Source organism: Anabaena sp. CA = ATCC 33047 (assembly GCF_963870205.1).
GTDB lineage: Bacteria > Cyanobacteriota > Cyanobacteriia > Cyanobacteriales > Nostocaceae > Trichormus.
Window position 1 is genome coordinate 88126 of record NZ_CAWMSA010000040.1, and the last position, 20665, is coordinate 108790.

At 40.7% G+C, this 20665-nt stretch carries 21 protein-coding genes; 17 read left to right on the top strand and 4 right to left on the bottom strand.

The window, feature by feature from the left end; all coding sequences use genetic code 11:
* The first annotated feature begins 65 nt into the window (after positions 1-65).
* The gene (locus tag AACS98_RS09895; protein WP_066378974.1) at positions 66-2279 is read left to right on the top strand and encodes a phosphoketolase family protein; all 2214 of its coding nucleotides are present in this window, start codon (positions 66-68) and stop codon (positions 2277-2279) included.
* Positions 2280-2467: 188 nt separating this feature from the next.
* Here AACS98_RS09895 and AACS98_RS09900 read toward each other — a convergent pair whose 3' ends face one another.
* The 3 genes from AACS98_RS09900 to AACS98_RS09910 form a co-directional block, all read right to left on the bottom strand.
* Positions 2468-3073 (bottom strand): hypothetical protein, encoded by a 606-nt coding sequence (locus AACS98_RS09900; RefSeq protein WP_066378977.1) that lies wholly within the window; start codon positions 3071-3073, stop codon positions 2468-2470.
* Positions 3074-3446: 373 nt separating this feature from the next.
* Positions 3447-3701 carry a type II toxin-antitoxin system RelE/ParE family toxin gene (locus tag AACS98_RS09905; RefSeq protein ID WP_232317138.1) on the bottom strand — a complete coding sequence of 85 codons (255 nt, stop codon included), beginning with the start codon at positions 3699-3701 and terminating at the stop codon, positions 3447-3449.
* Positions 3702-3760: 59 nt separating this feature from the next.
* Entirely contained in the window at positions 3761-4027 is a 267-nt protein-coding gene (locus AACS98_RS09910) for a prevent-host-death family protein (protein WP_066378979.1), read from the bottom strand.
* Positions 4028-4268: 241 nt separating this feature from the next.
* Between AACS98_RS09910 and AACS98_RS09915 the strand changes: the two genes are divergently transcribed.
* The 16 genes from AACS98_RS09915 to AACS98_RS09990 all read left to right on the top strand — a co-directional run bounded on the left by AACS98_RS09915 (position 4269) and on the right by AACS98_RS09990 (position 19170).
* Entirely contained in the window at positions 4269-5096 is an 828-nt protein-coding gene (locus AACS98_RS09915) for an IS982 family transposase (protein ID WP_066377014.1), read from the top strand.
* A 491-nt stretch (positions 5097-5587) separates the two neighbouring features.
* On the top strand, positions 5588-5806 hold the full coding sequence (locus AACS98_RS09920; protein WP_066378983.1) for a hypothetical protein: 219 nt from the start codon (positions 5588-5590) through the stop codon (positions 5804-5806).
* A complete protein-coding gene (locus tag AACS98_RS09925; protein ID WP_066378985.1) occupies positions 5803-6063 on the top strand; it encodes a type II toxin-antitoxin system RelE family toxin in 261 nt (86 codons plus the stop codon). The genes AACS98_RS09920 and AACS98_RS09925 overlap by 4 nt, the downstream gene beginning before the upstream one ends.
* A 436-nt stretch (positions 6064-6499) precedes the next feature.
* A complete protein-coding gene (locus tag AACS98_RS09930; RefSeq protein ID WP_066378987.1) occupies positions 6500-6721 on the top strand; it encodes a ribbon-helix-helix domain-containing protein in 222 nt (73 codons plus the stop codon).
* Positions 6679-7050: a type II toxin-antitoxin system PemK/MazF family toxin gene (locus AACS98_RS09935; RefSeq protein WP_232317139.1), complete on the top strand. Its 372-nt coding sequence runs from the start codon at positions 6679-6681 to the stop codon at positions 7048-7050. Before AACS98_RS09930 ends, AACS98_RS09935 begins: the two co-directional genes overlap by 43 nt.
* Positions 7051-7279: 229 nt before the next feature.
* Positions 7280-7873, top strand: a complete 594-nt coding sequence (locus tag AACS98_RS09940) for a Uma2 family endonuclease (protein WP_066378993.1) — start codon at positions 7280-7282, stop codon at positions 7871-7873.
* 44 nt (positions 7874-7917) lie between these two features.
* Positions 7918-8928, top strand: a complete 1011-nt coding sequence (arsS, locus tag AACS98_RS09945) for an arsenosugar biosynthesis radical SAM (seleno)protein ArsS (RefSeq protein WP_066378997.1) — start codon at positions 7918-7920, stop codon at positions 8926-8928.
* Between the two features lie 350 nt (positions 8929-9278).
* Complete coding sequence (locus AACS98_RS09950; protein ID WP_066378999.1) at positions 9279-10283, top strand: zinc-dependent alcohol dehydrogenase family protein; 1005 nt, start codon at positions 9279-9281, stop codon at positions 10281-10283.
* A 409-nt stretch (positions 10284-10692) separates the two neighbouring features.
* Complete coding sequence (locus AACS98_RS09955; protein WP_232317143.1) at positions 10693-12690, top strand: pentapeptide repeat-containing protein; 1998 nt, start codon at positions 10693-10695, stop codon at positions 12688-12690.
* Between the two features lie 18 nt (positions 12691-12708).
* Positions 12709-13194 carry a GNAT family N-acetyltransferase gene (locus AACS98_RS09960; protein ID WP_066379002.1) on the top strand — a complete coding sequence of 162 codons (486 nt, stop codon included), beginning with the start codon at positions 12709-12711 and terminating at the stop codon, positions 13192-13194.
* Between the two features lie 140 nt (positions 13195-13334).
* Complete coding sequence (locus AACS98_RS09965) at positions 13335-13976, top strand: TetR/AcrR family transcriptional regulator (protein WP_066379003.1); 642 nt, start codon at positions 13335-13337, stop codon at positions 13974-13976.
* 129 nt (positions 13977-14105) lie between these two features.
* Entirely contained in the window at positions 14106-14714 is a 609-nt protein-coding gene (locus tag AACS98_RS09970; RefSeq protein WP_231866980.1) for an alpha/beta hydrolase, read from the top strand.
* A 154-nt stretch (positions 14715-14868) separates the two neighbouring features.
* Positions 14869-15081 carry a protein IsiD gene (isiD, locus tag AACS98_RS09975; RefSeq protein ID WP_066379007.1) on the top strand — a complete coding sequence of 71 codons (213 nt, stop codon included), beginning with the start codon at positions 14869-14871 and terminating at the stop codon, positions 15079-15081.
* 61 nt (positions 15082-15142) lie between these two features.
* On the top strand, positions 15143-16366 hold the full coding sequence (gene coaBC, locus AACS98_RS09980; RefSeq protein ID WP_066379009.1) for a bifunctional phosphopantothenoylcysteine decarboxylase/phosphopantothenate--cysteine ligase CoaBC: 1224 nt from the start codon (positions 15143-15145) through the stop codon (positions 16364-16366).
* Between the two features lie 81 nt (positions 16367-16447).
* Positions 16448-18082, top strand: a complete 1635-nt coding sequence (locus tag AACS98_RS09985) for a CocE/NonD family hydrolase (RefSeq protein WP_066379011.1) — start codon at positions 16448-16450, stop codon at positions 18080-18082.
* A 176-nt stretch (positions 18083-18258) separates the two neighbouring features.
* On the top strand, positions 18259-19170 hold the full coding sequence (locus AACS98_RS09990; protein WP_066379012.1) for a hypothetical protein: 912 nt from the start codon (positions 18259-18261) through the stop codon (positions 19168-19170).
* Positions 19171-19240: 70 nt separating this feature from the next.
* Here AACS98_RS09990 and AACS98_RS09995 read toward each other — a convergent pair.
* The coding region (locus AACS98_RS09995; RefSeq protein ID WP_084386893.1) for a Ni/Fe hydrogenase subunit alpha at positions 19241-20665 on the bottom strand (1425 nt) is incomplete at its 5' end.

Genomic DNA, 20665 nt, shown 5'->3' on the forward strand with positions numbered 1-20665 from the left:
GGTAAAATTTTTGTTAAATTCAACGAGCATCAATAGTTTCACGTCATCCTTACAAGGTACTCAGCATGACTGCATTCACACCAAAGGCATCTTCAGCACTTCCAGAATTTTGTGAAGGAATACAATATTTTGGGGAAGTGCTACCAGGTTTTGAAACTTATGGTGCGACACCTGCGATAGAATCGGGACAAGTAGCGATCACCGACCCGACAGACGCTAAAGCTGTGTATCAAACCTTACTAGCGGCTGATGCCCTGCGCTACTTGACAGTACAAGTCACTGGTAGTAAGGCATCTGGGCATCCTGGCGGCTTCGCTAGCCAAGCAGAAGCCTATGCAGCTTTAGTCATGCTGGGGCATAAAAATATACTTACCGAAGTCGGACATCACGCACCAGGGTTTTATAGTGCCATGTTTCTAGATCGGTCGCTAGAGGACATGGGCATTTTTACAGTACAACAATTGCGCGATCGCTTCCGGGAAAAACATGGACTCTTAGGACACCTTTCCGGTTACATCCCCGGTATTCTCGCCCCCGCAGGCCCCTTGGGACAAGGACAGCACTTTGCCATGGCCGCCGCACTCCTCCACCGAGACAAACTCTTCCCCTTCACCCTGGGCGACGGTGGACTAGGAGAACCCTACATCATGAGTTCAATGGCGCACTTTAACACCGCCTATCCCCACGTCACCAACTTCTTACCCGTCCTAGTCTGGAACGGTTACAGCCAAGAACATCACAGCATGGTTTCCCTGAAAACCAACGAACAGATGACAGCCTATTGGCAAGGAAACGGTTTTGAGGAAGTCATCCTAGTCGATGCCAAAGAATTTGACGACCAGAACCAACCAGGGGACTATGTAGATAGTACCGCCTTTTCCTTTGAGCAACGCCTCGCCTTTACCAAAGCCGTACTTGTAGCAGTAGATAAAGCCGCCCGTTCCGCCATGAGTGGCAAGCTAACGGTGTTTATTATCAAACAACTCAAAGGCGCAGGAGTTCACGCCAGAGGTGCAAAATCACACAACCTCTATCCGAAAGATACCCTAGACGCACCCCATATAGTCAGTGCCTTACAAACCCGTGCATTATCCCCAGAAGCGTGGCAAATAGTCAGAACCAACGCCGAACGCGCCGGAGGCGGCCCCGCAGCTAAGACAGTAGTCACAGAATTTGAGTTACCATTATCAGAATTAGGTACATTGCCCTTAGAAGAATATGCAGTAGGTGGAGAACCGAAAGTTTCTACAACAGCAATGGGGCGACTCGTCGGTATAGTCGGACAGAAAGACCAAAATTTCCTAGTCACCAACGCCGACGGTAACGAAGCATCAGGAATTGGTAACATCAACCAAGCATTAAAAATTATCCACCCCACCAGCGACGAATTATATAACCAAGCACCCAACGGACAAGTTTACGAACCCTTGAGTGAAGACGCTTGTGCAGGATTAGCGGCTGGGTTATGCTTGATGGGTGCAAGAAGTTTGTGGTGTTCCTATGAATCTTTTGCCATAAACGGTTTACCAATTTGGCAAACCGTCACCCAAGCAATGGCAGAATTACGCCGTCAGACACCCTCAACCATCACCTTATTTACAGCTGGCGCATTAGAACAAGGGCGCAACGGTTGGACACACCAACGTCCAGAAATTGAAGCTTATTTTGCTTCGATGATGCGGAATGGTAACGTTTTTCCTGTATTTCCCCCCGACGCAAACAGTATCCAAGCTTGTTATGACTGGGCGTTGACAACCAAAAATAAAGGAATAGTCATCACAGCAAGTAAGTCACCCTTACCAATTCGCACCACCTTTGCACAAACCCGTCAAGGTTTAGAAGAAGGTGCAGTAGTGCTGCATGAAATTCCTGGCGGTAAGAAAGTTGTGTTTGCAGTTATTGGAGACATGACATTAATTCCAGTCTTTGAAGCAGCAGCTTTCTTAGAAACAGAAGGTATTGGAGTCAAGATAGTTTCTGTAATTAACCCCCGGCGTTTGTATCGTCCTCATGATGTAGCTTGGGACACCTGTTCAGAAGCAGATGGTGGTTTCATTGATGATGCAAAATTTGCCGAATTATTTGATGGTGATGCACTCATTGGTGTAACTGGTGGTGCAGCGTCGATGTTAGAACCCATCATGTTACGCAGTAACAGCAAGCGCGATACATTCGCCTGGAAGCGTGGGGAGACTACCGCTAGTGCAGGTGAGTTGATGGCGTTTAATGGGTTGACTGCTGAAGCTTTGACTAAGCGGGCTATTGAGTTAGTGCATTAATATCATATTTGTGTAGTGGCGTGGCAAGGCTAAAGTAGTGCAAAAATATAGTTTTTGTGGTGCGGGCTTCTAGCCTGCACCGGACGGGCTAGAGAGCTTATCCCACAAGAGAGTTTTAATGCAACATTTTAAGCTTGTCACGCCAGTAGGGTGTGTTAGCGATCGCGTAACGCACCTTACAATACTAGCTAATTCCAGAAACTAGAGGTTTGTTTTTGAAACTCATCCCAAAATACTGAAGAATCTTCACCTGTTGCAATTTTAAGCATCATTTGAATAAAAATCATAGATCCAGATTTGATATCGCAGTCAGCAATATTCTGTCCATCAAAATCTGAATTTGTTGGAATATCTACCTCTTTAATCCACCAACGATCTATTTTAGTTACCAACTCGTAAATATCTAGCAAAAAGTTAATATTAATTTCAGCATCAGCATCAGTTAGAAATCTAGGTAATTCATGGGCTAAATTATTTCGATGTCTACGAATTTCGTCAACTAAAATAATGTCAGCATCGCTAATAGCAGACATTTCTTTCAACCATAACAGAGATGCTCGAAGACGAATTTTATCTAGTGATAAAACTTTCTTTTTATAATCTTCACTCTCAATACCTAGGCCATTTTCATCAAATTCATACGCAAAGAAATTACGAATACGATCAATAGCTGAAGTACAAAGTGTTTCATAAGCTGCCAAGAATATTGAAGCAGCAATTAAGTTACTTCTCAAAGATTGAGGATTTAAAAACTTAGCCCCACTATCTGACACTGGCTTTCCTGGTGCATTCATAGTTTATTAATTTTAGTGTATAACAAATAATGATATAAAAATCAAATCTATTCCTCTCTTCCTTCGTGTACTTCGTGTCTTCGTGGTTCATTAAATAGTAGTAAGTTAGCTTAACCCAACATCACCCAAACCACCCAACCATCACGAATAGTTTTTTCTCCCAATAGCAGAAAATAACAAAAACCGCCATGATATAGAAAACAACATTCAGAAAATCGCCTGATGAAAAGTATGAATATTTCCTTACCTGACACCTTATGAGCTTATGTAGAATAGTAGCGCAAGGTGGTTACAGCAGCGAAGCGTGAATATTTTCAGGAATTAGTACGACAAGACCAGAAACAGAAAGCAAGCAATCTTCACAAACTCAATGTCATTCAGACTCTTCATCTAGATAAGATTGACGACTGTGACGAACATGAACAATAGCTACAATATCGTCTTCAACAACAAACAAAACTCGATATTTTCTTTGTTTTCCTACCCATAGTTGGCGAATTTCACGACCAATTTTTGTTGATTCTGGAGCTATACTACATCGGTTAGGAAATTTTTTTAGTGATGCAATAGTATCTTCAAGTTGATAATACCAATTGTTCGCTACTTCAGCACTTAAATTATCACACATCTAACGGTAAGAACTTTAAATTTCTTGAAATGCAGTAGGTTGAATAATAACTTGATAATTCATGAGCGAGGAGGAATATTATATTTTATTTGCAAGGTTGCCAAAGCTTGATCAGCAGGAATACCTTCACCGCGCTCAAATTCATCTAACCCTTTACGAATACCTACTATTGTTTCTAAGTAATCTATTCTTTCTAACAATTCTTGATAGGTAGCTTGGGGTTTTTGTGGTGCTGTTTTGAGTGACTGCAAAAAACCAAGCACATCTTCTAAAAGTTCGTTGGGTGTGTTATCAATCTCTTGCAAGAGTAATTCCTTGATAGTCATCACAGTTAATAAATCTGATTGATGTTTTTATTATAGCAATCATTTTCAGTTTTATATAGATAAGTTAATTATTTTTATTACAACTAAAGTAAGTAGCTTAGATTGACACAAATAAACCCAACATCACCCAAACCGCCCAACCATCACTAATAACCCAAGTTGCTAGTTAGTCTCAAAGAGAGATGACATAAAGGTAGAGAAACAAGAAAATCCCTCCAGACAAGACAAAGAGGAGGGACAGATGTTAAATGAAATAGTTACGATCTATTCTGTCATAGATGACTTATTAAAGGCGATCGGCCATAAAGAGGATATTCGTTGTGAAATGAGTGATGCAGAAATTATCACAACGGCAATAATCGCGGCTATGTACTTTGGTGGTAATCATAGTCAGGCTTGCAGCTACATGAAAGACCATAAATTGATGCCAAGAATGTTAGAAAAATCACGATTTAATCGGCGATTACATCATGTAGCAATGTTAATGAACGATTTATTTCATCAAGTGGGAATGGCACTGAAAGAAATTAGTGAAAATACGGAATATCTTTTAGACTCGTTTCCTGTACCGATCTGTGATAACATTCGCATCTTTAATGCCCATCTCATCCAATCACCAGAATATCGGGGTTATATCGCATCTAAGAAACGTTATTTTTATGGAGTAAGAGTACAGTTATTAACTACCAAAACAGGTACTCCCGTTGAATTTGTGTTCCTGCCAGCAAGTGCGACCGATATCCGGGGATTGAGTGCTTTACCATTGAATTTACCCCCAGGAAGTCAAGTTTATGCTGATTGTGCCTATCTTGATTACACTGTGGAGGATGTTTTGCTCGAAACTGAGCAAATCTCAATGCAAGTCATCCGAAAAAGTAACTCTAAACGCCAAGACCCTCCTTGGATTCAATACATTAAACAGTCTATTCGTCATTACATTGAAACCGTGTTTAGTGGCATTACAAGTTATTTCCAAAAATCAATTCATGCGGTAACTTATGAAGGGTTTTTACTGAAGGTACAAGCTTTTATTTTTGCCTATACTCTGAAACAAGCTTTTATTGACTAAGTTGTAAATGCTTCTTTCTTTTCAACTATACTGAACATTCCAGCGTTGCATTTTCATGGTGGTTGGAGTTCGCACAACCCCTCATTTACCATGCCTACACGAACCCTATCCTCTTTTATCTTCTATTACCCGCAACTTGGGTTAATAGTGTTTTCTCCCAATAGCAAAAAATGACAAAAACCGCCATGATATAGAAAAGCAGATTGAGGAACTAACCCTGATGAAAAGTATCAATATTTCCTTACCTGACACCATGAGAAGTTACGTAGAATAGTAGCGCAAGGTGGTTACAGCAGTGTCAGCGAATATTTTCGGGAATTAGTGCGACAAGACCAGAAACACCAGAGCAAAAAAACGACTACAAACCATGCTTTTAGAAGGGTTTAACTCTGGAGAAGCAACAGAAATAACAGCACAAGACTGGGAAGATATCCGTCAAGCAGTCCGGGATAAACTAAAATTGAGAAATAACCCTTAACTCAGTTACCACCATGCAAGTTAACGAACTCACTATTGAGCAACTTAAAGACCTCATTCGAGAAACAGTTAGAGAAACCATAGAAGAACTGCTAACAGACCCAGATACAAACCAAACTATCAAAGATAATTTTAAACAAGAATTATTAGCAATTCGGAAGCGCAGAGAAACAGGAGTTAGAGGTATTTCTACCGCAGAAGTTATGGAAAGACTAGGTTTAGAAAACAGATGAATTACCTAGTTGAGTATGAACCGGAAGCACTAGCTGACTTAGCAAAATTGACAAAATCACTTTGTCAAAGAATAGTTAATAAAATTAACTGGTTAGCTGAAAACTTCGACCAAATTACACCCCAACCCTTGACTGCTGACTTATCCGGTTTCTTTAAACTGAGAGTTGGAGATTATCGAGTAATTTATGAATTTGACCCTGACCAAAGAATTATTTTTATTGACAGAGTGGGACATCGAAGTGAGATATATAAATAATGGATAATCTCTATAAACTACTGCAAAAATCCAAAAAATACCAGCAATGTATTGAGGTAAAACCTCTATTTTTAGCCTCCAATCATTCTTAGATGGCTACTATTTTGCCCGTCGAAAAATTGGTATTCTCTTAACAGTATAATAAACAGAATTTCAAGATTTTTTACAATATGAAAAGTATGAATATTTCCTTACCTGACACCTTATGAGCTTACGTAGAATAGTAGCGCAAGTGAACAGATCCCCGACTTCTTAGATCAATTATCTGTATCATTGAGAAATATTCATAAGAAGTCGGGGATCTTGACGACAAATGACAGCACAAGACTGGGAAGATATCCGTCAAGCAGTGCGGGAAAGAATTAATCAAAAAACTCATAAACACTAAAAATATCAAATTAGGCTATACTACTGATAGTATGACTCTGGGTAGGATATGGCTAAAATCTCAATTTCATTGCCAGATGAACTACTAAATTACATTGACCAAAAAGTTGATAACCGTAGTGCGCTAATTGAAAGTCTGTTGAAACAATGGCAAGAAAAACAACAAGATGAAGCACTAGCGGCAGCTTGCGCCTTGGTTGATGAATTAGAATTAGGTTGGGAAAGTGAATGGCAAAACATAGCGATTACCGAATGGGAAGCATCTGGATAGTAACATTTGACCCATCCGTAGGTACAGAAATTCAAAAAACTCGTCCAGCACTGATAATTTCTGGGACTTTGTTTAACAACCAACGCAGCAAAGTCACGGTTTTACCTTTTACATCTGCAAAACTTAATAACCCCCGTATTTCACCAGCAGTAGTAGAAGTACCCGCCTCAGCACAAAACGGACTTTCTGTAGATAGTCTTTTAATCTGCGTTGAACCGATGACATTTGACAAAATCCGTTTAACTCAACAATTAGGAGAATTAGAAGCAGAATTACTAGAACAAGCGCAAAATATTCTGCGGCGATATCTGGGTTTAAACCACAATTAATCATAGTTGAGAATACCCAACAATCTAATCATTCCAATTCTTATATCTTGTAGCATTATCAATAAGCGTAAGGTGGGAATTGCCCACAACGTAAAACTAAGGCGTTCAGCAAGTTGCAAGCAATGCCCACCCTACAAAAATTATCATCAAGGAACAGGTGCAAGATGTGTGTTAGAGGAGCTTTGATGATGAGTTATCATCAAAATAAAGTCATAAACATCATTTAACTATGACTATCGAAATCTTAGATAAAACTACCACAATTGCCGAGCAAAAATTTCTCCTACCCGGTCATTACACCTGGGAACAATTAGAGACAATAGAAAAATTAACCGCAGATGCAGCAGGTTTGCGGATAACTTATCTTGATGGGTGCATTGAGTTTATGACACTTGGCGAACAACACGAAATGATTAAAAGCGCAATTGCTATATTATTAGCATTATACTTTTTTGAAAAAGGTATAAATTTTATCCCCGTAGGTAGTGCTACTCGTCGCGCCAAAGAAAAGAGTGCTTCCTTTGAACCGGATGAATCTTATTATATAGGAGAAAAAAAAGAAAATCCTGATTTAGCAATTGAAGTTAATATCACCAGTGGCAGTATTAATAAATTAGAAAAATACAAACGCTTTAATATTACTGAAGTTTGGTTTTGGGAAAATAATCAATTTTATCTATATCGACTAAAAAATGATAACTATGAGCCAATTGCTCGAAGTGAATTATTGCCAGATTTGGATGTAGAGTTATTAGCAAGTTGTGTTTTAATGCCTTCAATTATTGAGGCTAGACAACAATTCATGCAAGGAATAAAAAAATAGAGATGTGTGTTACATATTTTTTCATATTTCAGGAGTAGTCAGCAATGATAAATAAATTAGTTAATCATCTAGATACAAACTTCACACCATTTACAGCGAAACTCAGTCAACCTTTGACTAAACAAAGCATCAAGGTTTTACAAGTTAATTTAGGTAAACGTTGTAATTTAGCCTGTAGTCATTGTCATGTTGAAGCTAGTCCGAAACGTACAGAAGAATTATCCCCAGAAATTTGTGGACAATTAATTGATTTAATTGATAATTTTCCTGAAATTAAAATTGTTGATTTGACTGGTGGCGCGCCAGAAATGAATTATGGTTTTAAACCACTGGTAGAAGCTGCACGAAAGCATGGTAAACAGGTAATTGTCCGTTCTAATTTAACTATCTATTTTGTAGATGGGTTTGGTGATTTACCTGCATACTTTGCTAAACATCAATTGCGAGTTGTGGCTTCTCTGCCTTGCTACCTCGCAGATAATGTTGATAAAATGCGGGGAACTGGTGTTTTTGATGCTTCTATTCAAGCTTTGCAATGGCTGAATCAACTGGGTTATGGTACAAGTCCAGATTTAATTGTGGATTTGGTTTATAATCCCCAGTTACCTACAAGTGAAAAGTTTTCTTTACCGCCAGAACAGGGTAAACTAGAACGAGATTATAAAAGGTTTTTGCAAGAACATTTTGATATTGTGTTTAACAATCTGTTGACGATTACTAATTTACCTGTTGGCAGAACTAAATTACACTTAGAACGGAAAAAACTTTATGACAGCTACTTACATTTTTTAGAGTCTAGTTTTAATTCTAGTACAGTTGAGCATCTAATGTGTCGGGATTTGCTGTCAGTAGACTATTTAGGAAACATTTATGATTGTGATTTTAATCAGATGATGAATTTACCAGCCACAACAGTTAAAGGTGAACCCCTCACCGTGGCTAAATTTCTAGAGGCTGGTAGTTTAGACTTAATTGATGAGGTTAAAACTGCTGACTATTGCTATGGTTGTACGGCTGGGTGTGGTTCTAGTTGTGGCGGTTCTTTGGTGTCATAACAATAGTATTATGCGAAAAAAATTCTGTTACCAAAACTGTTACGAGTGTGTCACTACTGGGCAGTTGTTCTATGATGATATTTAGTTAAGCTCCTCACACCACACCAAAAGCCGTGAAACTATATGAGATAGTTTCGCGGTTTTTTCCTTGGTTATCTTACATCTCTCAAGAAAAAAGCTTTAGTTTTTGGTTTAGAACTCATCCCCATTTCTGACTCAACGCAATGTTTTTCTTGAGAGTAGAGACGTTGCATGCAACGTCTCTACATCATTTTTTGGTGCAACTTCCTAGAGAATTGGTATAAATTGGCAAATATCGTGCATCTAGCTGCAACTTGGAGGAGAAAATAGTGAAAGCAGTCTTAATGACAGCACCCGGTAGTCCTGAAGTCTTACAATTACGGGAAGTTCCAAAACCCAGCATTTTGAGTAATACCGAAGTTTTAGTCCGGTTAATAGCAGCTGGGGTTAACCCCATAGATACCAAACTACGTCAGCGTGGGACTTTTTACCCTGAGCAAATGCCGGCTATTTTAGGATGTGATGGTGCGGGAATTGTTGAAGCTGTGGGTGCTGGTGTGCAAAAATTTCGCCCTGGTGATGCTGTCTATTTCTGCAATGGTGGTTTAGGCGGAAGTTATGGCAATTATGCAGAGTATACTGTAGTTGATGAACGCTTTGCCGCCCATAAACCTGATTCTTTAAGTTTTGCACAAGCAGCAGCAGCACCTTTGGTACTTATCACCGCTTGGGAAGCTTTATATGAACGGGGAAGACTTGCACCAGGAGACAAAGTTTTAATTCATGGTGGTGCTGGTGGGGTTGGTCACGTAGCAATTCAATTAGCTAAACTTAAAGGTGCGAGTGTCGCTACTACTGTCAGTTCGGAAGACAAGGCGCGTTTTGTCAAACAATTGGGTGCTGATTATGTAATTTTTTACAAACAAACCGACTTTGTGCAAGCTGCTTTAGACTGGACTAATGGCGAAGGTGTAGATTTAGCTTTTGACACCGTTGGCGGTGAAACTTTGCATAAAACTTTCCCGTCTGTGCGAATTTACGGCGATATCGTCACAATTTTAGAACCTAATGCCAATACTGTCTGGAAAGTTGCCAGAAATCGCAACCTCCGCATCGGTTTAGAATTAATGCTGACACCGATGTTACTCGGTTTGACGGAGGCACAACAACATCATGCAGAAATTTTAACAGAGTGCGCTCAGTTGTTTGACCAAGGTAAGCTCAACGTCTGCGTTAATCATCAATTTCCTTTAGAAGAAGCGGTGAAAGCTCATACTTTACTGGAAGCTGGTGCGATTACAGGTAAAATAGTTCTGCTAATTAGCAATGAATAACAGGACTTATGCAACTGGCATATTAGTGGGGTGCGTCAGATATCAAAAATAGTTTTATTGACAGCATTTAAACAGTCTGACGCACCCTACAAGATATCTGTAATGTGACTATTACAGGTAAAATAGTTCTGCTGATGGTTGACGGTTGACGGTTGACTGTTAACGGTCAGCAACTTTATGCGGGATAATTGATTTCTTGGAAAGCTCTGACTGTATTCAATTGAAACTTTGGTATAAACAAGCTAAGTTATTCATTAGTTTGTGTGCATTATTTATCTTATTACTTCCCCTACCAACCTGGGCTACACCAACGCAACCAGAACGCACATCTTTAACTGTAGAACTGTTACAAGAACGTCTACATACACCAACGCTACGTGAGGGTAATTTAACTGTTGATTTGCGGCGTATGGTGATTGATTTACGTCCCGAAAATGCGAGTTTTCGTGATGCTTTTTATCAAATGCTCCGCAAAGAACTGCAAAAAACTGGGGCTAAACCTTTAGGTTTAGATTTGAGTTATTCTCTGATTCAAGGCGATTTTGTTGGCAGCGATTTAGGGTTAAGAACTCCTTTGTATGCTCAAGGTATTGCCCCAATTTTTACAGCATCAGAACAACAACAGTTAGAACGGTTGCGTTCAGTTTGCTTGCAATCTTTAACTGTGAGTTTGATTAATTCTAAAGATTGTCGCTCACTTTTAGATACTCAGTTAAATGTTTCTAGTGAGGTGACAGTTTTTCGGGGGGCTTTGACTTTAGAAAATACTCGCTTTAATGGAGAAGTTCGATTTAATAATACATTTTTTCTGCAACCTGTAGACGCTGAAAATGCTACTTTTTTACAACCAACTAACTGGAATGAAACTAGATTTAGCCGTGCTGTGAGTTTTAATAATGCTAAATTTCGGCAAGCAAGTAATTTTCCAGGTAGCGTTTTTTTTAATAAAGCTAATTTTAAACAAACTCAATTTGAAGAACTTGTTGATTTTCATGGTAGTATTTTTGTGCATACTGCCAACTTCAACCAAGCAGTTTTTAAGCAATTAGCTAAGTTTAATAGTGTAGATTGGCAAGAAAACGCTGATTTTTCTGGGGTGCGTTTTAGTAATCAAGCTAAGTTTACTAAGGCTATTTTTAATCAATTCCTGTTTTTAAAAGAAACAACTTTTGAGCAAGCTGCTATTTTTCGGGAGGTGCTATTTAATCAACCTGTGGACATGCGGGGTGCTAGCATTATCAATCAGGCTGATTTTAGTGATGCTTTATTTTCTCCAGACGCTTTTTTAAATATCCCTGGACTAACATTTAATTCTAATCAAGCGAAAATTTTAGGGAATCCTGGGGAGATTGGTAAGGTTTTTCTTGTCCCGACATTACAAGGTAATCAAAACGTTTTGCGAAATTTAGGGCAGAATTTCCGTCAACAGCAACAAGTGGCTGATGCTAATCAATTAGATTACATTAAACAACAATTACGTCTGGAGGAATTAAGCCGGGAGTTAGTTGGAATTAATATCAATAATGCGAGTGAAAAAAGTTTGATGAAATTGGGTTTTTCGAGTATCCAAGCGGATGCGATCGCTCAACGTCGAAAAGTGAAATTATTCCTGAATAGCAACGAATTATTAACACTAGCAGATATTGATTTAACCACATATAATCAACTGAGCGATCGCCTAGTTTTTGCTGCACCTTTAGCTATCAGTAATTGGTTGCTCACCGCTTGGACTTGGTTAGCCTTGAGTGTATTATTATTGTTAAGCGGCTATGGTACGAATTTTTGGCTAGTATTCGGCGTGGGAGGAGTAGCGATCGCTTACTTTGGCTTACTATTTTGGTTAGTAGATAGATGTCGTCGTCTGCATCCTCTCCCCATCATCCCCACAGCCTCCGAAACCACAGCCATACTCATCAGTTTTAGCTGTATAACATTTTTGAGTTTATTAGCCATCTTCCGCAATGCTGCCCAACCTTGGCTGACATTGGGATGTCTGTTAATTATTATTGTACCAGTACCTTTGATATTATTAATCCGTCTCTATCAACAAGGACGCTATCACGACTTAATGAATGTTTCTTACTTTACCGAAGACGGAACCTTTCGCCAATTAAGATTACTCATAGGACGTTTACCAGTCATTCCCAGAAATCAAACATTTCGGGAAAGATATATGCCTTTATTATGCGATCGCCGTTGGAACTGGCTCAACTATTATGACTTTAGTCTCAACAACCTCGTCAAATTAGGATTTAACGACATTCGCCTCAGAGACGAACACCTACCAGGAATCATATCTACCCTAGCTTGGTATCAGTGGAGTTTAGGACTACTCTACATCACCCTAGTTTTATGGACGCTTTCCCGCACCATTCCCGGCTTGAACTTATTGCTTTATCTTAAGTAATTAATATTATACGCTACTATGAGTTCTCAGCCTATATTACTTCGTCCAGCACAAGAAACAGACGCATGGGTGTTAAGTGCAATTCACATTGCAGCAATTAAAGCCTTACCTACCACATTTTACAACCGCCAAGAACTTTTAGCTTGGCGCAATTACCGCAATCACCCAGATGGTGCTAGTATCTTGAAGCATCTGAAATTACCAACTATTTGGGTAGCCATAGCACAGGAAAATATCACAGGATTTGCTAGTTATATTGCAGACGAATTAATTGCTTTATATGTTCATCCTCATTATCAAAGTCAAGGAATTGGACGGACTTTAGTAGAGCATTTTTTCCACAGCGCAAAACAACAAGGTGTAGACAGAGTATTTACCACCGCTAGCCTGTATGCAGAAGGTTTTTATTTACGACTGGGATTTACTCCCATCAACACAGTACCTCATCACTTAGGAAAAGGGTTAATAGTTCCCGTGATCGAAATGACGAAAGAATTAAAATAGGAGATACGGTTTAGTGATATTTAATTTATATTTTCAATAACACATTAAATTGTTAGTTCACTATTTTTTAATAAAATTTTAAGGAACTTTCTCTGTAATAATTACATTCAATTACAACTTGTGTTTAAGAAAAATCTATAATGCCAGCACATCCCAAAAATCAAATTAGCCTGAAAACTATCCGTTCTGCTGCTGTTACCCGTACACGGTTGATAGAAGCCGCTTCTCAGGTATTTGCTCGTTTAGGAGTTCAAGGGGCAACTACCCGCGAGATAGCCCGTGTTGCTGGTGTCAACGAGGTGACGTTATTTCGTCACTTTGCGAGCAAAGAACAACTGTTAAAAGCCGTCATTGAAAATGCCTTGAGACTGCAAACCGAAGCCCTCGCCCACCCAGAAGCATGGACACAGGATTTACGAACAGACTTAAAGCACTATGCCGAGCTTTATAATACCATGCTGGAAGCCCAAGAAGACTTGATACGGACTTTTATTGGTGAAGCCAAACGTCATCCTGAAGCAGCCAAGCAAGTCATCGAAGAAGCCGTTAAGCCATTGGCAGAAAAACTCGTGGCTTACTTACAATCATGTCAGAAAAGAGGAACTGTCAGAACTGATATCAATCCCCTGCCAGCCGTTGATATGTTTACAGGAATGCTGCTAGCGGGGATGCTTTGCCGGAATGCCAAACTCAAGCACAACAGCTATAGCAGAGACGAATATATTGATACTTGTGTAGATGTTGTTGTCAGAGGAATTGAAGCAAGGAGTGGGGAGAAATAAATTCAAAATTCTTTCATTCAAAATTCAAGAATTCTGGGGAAAAATCTCCCCTCATCCCCCACTCCCTCACCTTTCCTATAAGATGAACTAGGAGAGTTAAATCCTAGGAGTAGGCTTCTGTCTTTAGAATTGATTACCATTCCCCCAAGCAATTCTCAACCCCCCACTGGGTTAGTTGTCACCTTACATGGTTGGGGTGCTAATGCGCTTGATGTGGAATCTTTAGCGTCTTACTTTAACTTACCCAATTACCAATTTGTACTTCCTAATGCACCCTATCCTCACCCACATTCGACTGTGGGTAGGGCATGGTATGAGTTAAGAAATGAGAATACTTATCAAGGATTAGCGGAAAGTCGGCAACTACTATTAGATTTTTTGCTGTCTTTAGAAGCTAGTTATGGCGTGCCTTTATCCAGAACTATTTTAAGTGGATTTTCTCAAGGTGGGGCGATGACGTTAGATGTTGGCTCTAAGTTACCCCTAGCTGGGTTAGTGGTGATGAGTGGCTATTTACATCCAGATGCGATCGCAACCAATAACAATCATGTTCCACCAACTTTAATTATGCACGGTACACTTGATCAGGTTGTGCCTCTGCAAGCTGCGATTAAAGCACGAGAAACTCTAGCATCCTTGGGGGTGGATGTGCAGTATCATGAGTTTGATACTGGGCATGAAATTAATTTGCAAATGTTAGAGGTGGCACGAAAATTTATTATTAATGCCGTTGGTTAGTCAGAGATACAAATTTTTGCTAAATTATAGTAAAAATTCTGACAAACTTTAGAGATTCCATGCCCTCTAATGAGTAATATAGATTGGGTAGCTCTATTGAGCGCGATTTGACCTGTGCTGGTTGCAAATGCTGCATAAGGGAGGGGCAAGCATTATGAAAACTCTAAGCATTTCCAAGAACGAAATTGCTGCCATGACCGCAGCAGAGGTAGAAGAACTGGCTTCTCGTCTAGAAATGGATAATTACAGCAATGCTTTTGAAGGGTTAAATGATTGGCATCTACTACGAGCGATCGCTTTCCAGCGTCCTGAGTTAGTAGAACCATACATCCATCTCTTGGATTTGGAACCCTACGACGAGGCATAATTATTTTACCATCAGGAGTTAGGAGTTAAAATACCTAACTCTTTTATCTTCTGTTTTTGTTATGTCTCATTCCCCCAATCTCACGACAAATCAACGCAGCAAGGTAGTCATCGCTGTTGGTGGCGGAATAGCTGCCTATAAAGTTTGTGAGGTGGTTTCAACTTTGTTTAAAACAGGTGTGGAAGTTCGCGTCATTCTCACCAATTCCGCACAAAAATTTATTACACCTCTAACTTTAGCTACTCTCTCGCGTCATCCCGCATACACAGATGATGATTTTTGGCAAGCAAATCATCCGCGCCCATTGCATATTGAATTAGGGGAATGGGCTGATTTATTAGTCATTGCACCGCTAACGGCGAATACATTAGCCAAGTTGAACTCTGGTATGGCGGATAATTTGCTGACTAATACTGTGTTAGCTTCTGCCAGCCCGGTGTTGTTAGCCCCGGCGATGAATACTGATATGTGGGAACAGCTAACGGTGCAGCGCAATTGGCAGCAACTTTTACAAGATAATCGCTATCATGGCATGAGTACGGCATCAGGTTTGTTAGCTTGCGATCGCATCGGTGCTGGGAGAATGGCTGAACCTGCCGAAATTGTCACTCATATTCAATCATTGTTACATACCAAAGGCAGTCAAGATTTAGCCGGCAAGCGGGTTTTAATCAGTGCTGGGGGAACACGCGAGTATTTTGACCCAGTGCGATTTATTGGCAATCCCTCAACAGGTAAAATGGGGTTAGCTTTAGCACAAGCCGCTTTACACCGAGGCGCGAATGTGACGTTAGTACACGGCGCAGCTAGTTGGAATGCACCCTTGGGTGTGCAAGCAATTCCGGTGATGACGGCGGCGGAAATGCAGCAGGTAATGTTAGAATATTTGCCGAGTGCTGATGTAATTATTATGTCGGCGGCTGTGGCGGATGTGAAGCCGAGAGATTATAGTGCAGAGAAATTACCCAAGCGATCGCTTCCCCAAAGTTTACCATTAGAACCAGTCCCAGATATAGTGGCTCAATTAGCCCAGCACAAACAACCCCATCAAGTATTAATTGGTTTTGCGGCGCAAACTGGGGATATTGTCACGCCAGCAATGGCAAAATTACAGACAAAGCAATTAGATGCAATTGTAGCTAATCCCATTGATCAACCTCATAGCGGTTTTGGCAGTGACAACAACCAAGCCATATTGATAGATAGTCAAGGGCGAAAACTAGAAATTCCCCCTTGTTCTAAATTGCAAATGGCACATCAGCTTTTTGATTTTGTGGCTCAGTAGGGGTGGGTTCTCCTCGGTGCGGTACAGGAAAAATATTTGAACGCAGATAAACGCAGATAAACGCGGATGAATTTCTATTCTATGCTCAAAGTCCTTCCCAAACAAACCGTTTCGATGTACACCCGTGATGGTGTACGTTTAGATGCGGATATCTACCGCCCGGATGCAGTGGGAGAGTTTCCGGTATTATTAATGCGACAACCCTATGGTAGAGCGATCGCTTCTACTGTTGTCTATGCTCATCCTAGTTGGTACGCTGCCCAAGGTTATATTGTTGTAATTCAAGATGTGCGCGGGCGTGGTACTTCGGAAGGCGAATTTCAGTTATTTGCTCACGAAATCAATGATGGTGCAGATACAGTCAACTGGGCTGCAAGTCTTCCTGGTAGTAATGGCAAGGTGGGAATGTATGGTTTTTCCTATCAGGGAATGACGCAATTATATGCTGCCATAGCTCAACCACCAGCCTTAACAACTATTTGTCCGGCAATGATTGGCTATGATTTATATACTGATTGGGCTTATGAAGGAGGCGCATTTTGTTTACAAACTAATTTAGCTTGGGCAATTCAACTAGCAACGGAAACCGCCCGTTTACGTGGTGATTTGCCAGCTTATCAAGCTTTATATGCCGCCTCTCGCAATTTACCTGTAAATAATCCCGAAATTCTTCAGCAACTTGCACCAGAATCTTTTTATCACGACTGGGTAGCCCATCCCGAACCGGATAGCTATTGGCAACAACTCTCACCCAAAAGCCACTTCCAAAACGTTGACTTGCCGATGTTTCATATTGGCGGATGGTTTGATACTTACCTGCGGGGTACGCTGCATCTATATCAAGATATGACAAACCGCGCCACCACACCCCAACATTTATTAATCGGCCCTTGGGCGCATCTACCTTGGGGACGCAAAGTCGGCGAAGCTGATTTTGGTAAGCTTGCAGCTAGCCCAGTCGATGAAATGCAGATTCGTTGGTTTAATCAATTTCTCAAAGGTGTAGATACAGGTTTATTAGATGAGTTACCTGTGCGCCTGTTTGAAATGGGTAGTAATATGTGGCACTATTTCCCCAATATATTTACATCAAACCAGAAATCTTACTTGTTGTCAAGCACCGGACTAGGAAATATTAGAGAAGATGCCGGAAGTCTCATACCCGATGCCCAGTCCCCAATCCCCAATCCGCAGTCCCCAGTCCCCAATCCCCAAGACATATTAGTACATGACCCGTGGCGACCAGTGCCGTCGGTGGGTGGTCATGCAGCGATGCCGGGGGGAGTGTTTGAGCGATCGCCTATTGATTGCCGTTCTGATGTTTTGACATACACGAGCGCACCGTTAACCGCAGATTTATCGCTGCTAGGGGATATTTTAGTCGAAATATCCTGTCAATCTGACCAAGATAGTTATGATTTATCTGCCGTATTATCCCAGGTGTATCCTGATGGCAGAGTGTACAACATTACCCAAGGTTATTTACATTGCCAAGACAGTAAAAATACTGTTACTAGACAAGTAAAATTACAACCAAGTTTTATCAGAATAACTCAAGGAAACTGTTTGCGTTTGAGTTTGAGTGTAGCCTGTTATCCAGCCTATGCAATGAACTCAGGGAATGGGGCAGTATTAAGTAGTGAAGCTTTACTTAAAGCACAAATTATTACATTAACTGTGAATGGTGGTGAGTTATTGCTATCTGTAGTCTTGTAGCTTGGCGATCGCTCTACTGTTAACTGATATTCGTAACAGTTGTATAAGTATGCGTAATTTTGTTTAGTCTGGTTGAATACTATATTAAATCAGCATAACTACATCCCTGAATCCTGTGAGTTTACAGCATCGGGTGTAACTAAATCGTCTTGCTTATACTATTTCCGAGAAAAAGAATGTTCAACTTCAAAGTAACAAAAATTGCTACCTTAGCTCTCAGCTTGACTACAGTCAGCTACATTTCTAACTTGTCAATCAGCCAGCAAGGGGTCAAACTCCAATCGGCTCAGGCTGCAACCGACTACTGTGGCCCAGATAACAGTCAGGCAGCACGAGCCGCAACGAAGTTTTTCTTATTTCCCTATAACCAAACTTTTAATCCTGCCTGTGAGCAACACGATAGTTGTTATGCCACATTGAGACAATCAGGTAAAACTAAAGAACAGTGCGAAACAGAATTTCGTAAGAATCTCTACAAAGTCTGTGAAGACCGTTCTTTGTGGCAAAAAGTCAGTCAAGATTTGTTTGGCTTAGTGACAAACCCCAAGCTGTGGGGAGGGGTGGGCATGACTGGGCCTTGTAAGCGTCAGGCAGATTATGCTTCTTGGGCAGTGAGCCAATTTGGTGAGAAAGCCTTGGGTAATCAAGCTATTCACAGCCTGAAAGTTGTCAGTGTCAGAGCTAACCGCATCTATGACCGTTTTAGTGATGACGAACTCAAGGTATGTGTCAAAGTCAGAAATGACGGCAACTTAGCCACAGAATGGGATTTGGTACTGCTCAATAAAACAGGTGCGGTTGTGGATACTGAGCCAGACACCTACGAACGCAACATTAAAGTAGGTGAAACTGACGAAGAATGTGTCACCACCAGAGGTAGTAGGTATTCTATTTCTGATTTAGGGACAAATGCACAGGTAGCGGTGCGTATGGATGATTACCCTGGTGTAGCACCATTTGCGATTGTTGCTGACATTTCAGTGCCTACTCAACGCCAACGGGATAAATTTACCTCTGTATCTTACAATCATCAGAGTCGGATGGAGGCATACAAACAATTGCAGCAGATTAAAGCTAATAATAATTAGGTAACTATCGTAATTTGTGCAACACATTGATAATTAGTAGGGGCATCAGACATTACGCCCCTACAGTGTGTCAATTACGAAAAACTTGATCAAGCAAACTACCATCGGCGGCGACTAACTGAATTTGTAACGGCATTTGTCCGGCGGCGTGAGTTGAACAACTCAGACAAGGATCAAAGGCACGAATTCCCGCCTCGACACGATTTAACATTCCTTCAGGAATTTCTGCACCTTGAATAAAATGTTTAGCAATTTGGGCAACGGCGCGATTCATTGCCAGGTTATTTTGTCCCGTAGCAATGACTAAATTAACTTTTTGCAATAAGCCATTTTCATCAACTTGATAATGATGAAATAATGTACCGCGTGGTGCTTCACTAACACCGACTCCTTCTAATTGATTAATACCTGCTTCTGCACGCAATCGACTGGATAGGATATCTGAGTGATCAAGAAAGATTTCCACGTATTCAATACAGGCTAAAATCTCAATTAAACGGGCATAGTGATAGAAAAATGAGGATGTGACAGCACCTTGAGCGAGTTGACGAAATTCCCGCAATTCTTGATCTGCTAAAGGCGTACCGATAGCATTACAAATATTTAATCTTGCTAACGGCCCGACTCGATACATTCCACTATTTAAACCACTATGACCGTTATTTTCTGGATATCCCAAAGGACGATAATAAGGTGATTTTAAATAAGAATCTGGTTGGACTGCTTCACCAATAAATTCTTGATAGCGAGTAGGGTCAAGTTGATCAGCGATGATATTACCTTTACTATCAACAAAGCGGATATATCCGTCGTAGGTTTCCCATAAACCATCAGGGGTAACTAAACCCATAAACAAACTAGGAAAATTGCCAAAAGTTTGTACTTCTTTTTGATAGTCTGTGAGCAAACCTTTGAATATTGCCAAAGCATTTAAAGTAGTAGCTTTAGCTTCCGGGATGCGTTGCTGAATGTGGGTGCGTGCTTCTGGTGTGAGGGGTTCTCTGACTCCCCCAGGAACAGCCCAAGCCGGGTGAATTTTTGTCCCTCCCAACAATTCAATAATTTCTTGCCCAAATTGACGTAGACGGATACCACCACGGGCTAATTCTGGGTTAGCGGCGATTAAGCCAAAAACATTGCGTTTTTCTGGGTTGCTGTCCATTCCCAGTAATAAGTCTGGGGCGGAGAGGTGAAAGAAACTCAAAGCATGAGATTGGATAATTTGCCCCCAATTCATCAGACGACGCAGTTTAGCCGCAACTGGGGGTATGGTGACAGATAAGATGCGATCGCCCGCTTTTGCTGAAGCCAATAAATGACTTACCGGACAAATACCACAGACACGCGCCGTAATTCCCGGCATTTCCCACAAAGGACGACCTTCGCAAAACTTTTCAAAGCCGCGAAATTCTGTAACGTGAAACCGAGCATCGCTAACTTGTCCACTATCGTCCAGATAGATACTAATTTTAGCGTGTCCCTCAATACGGGTAAC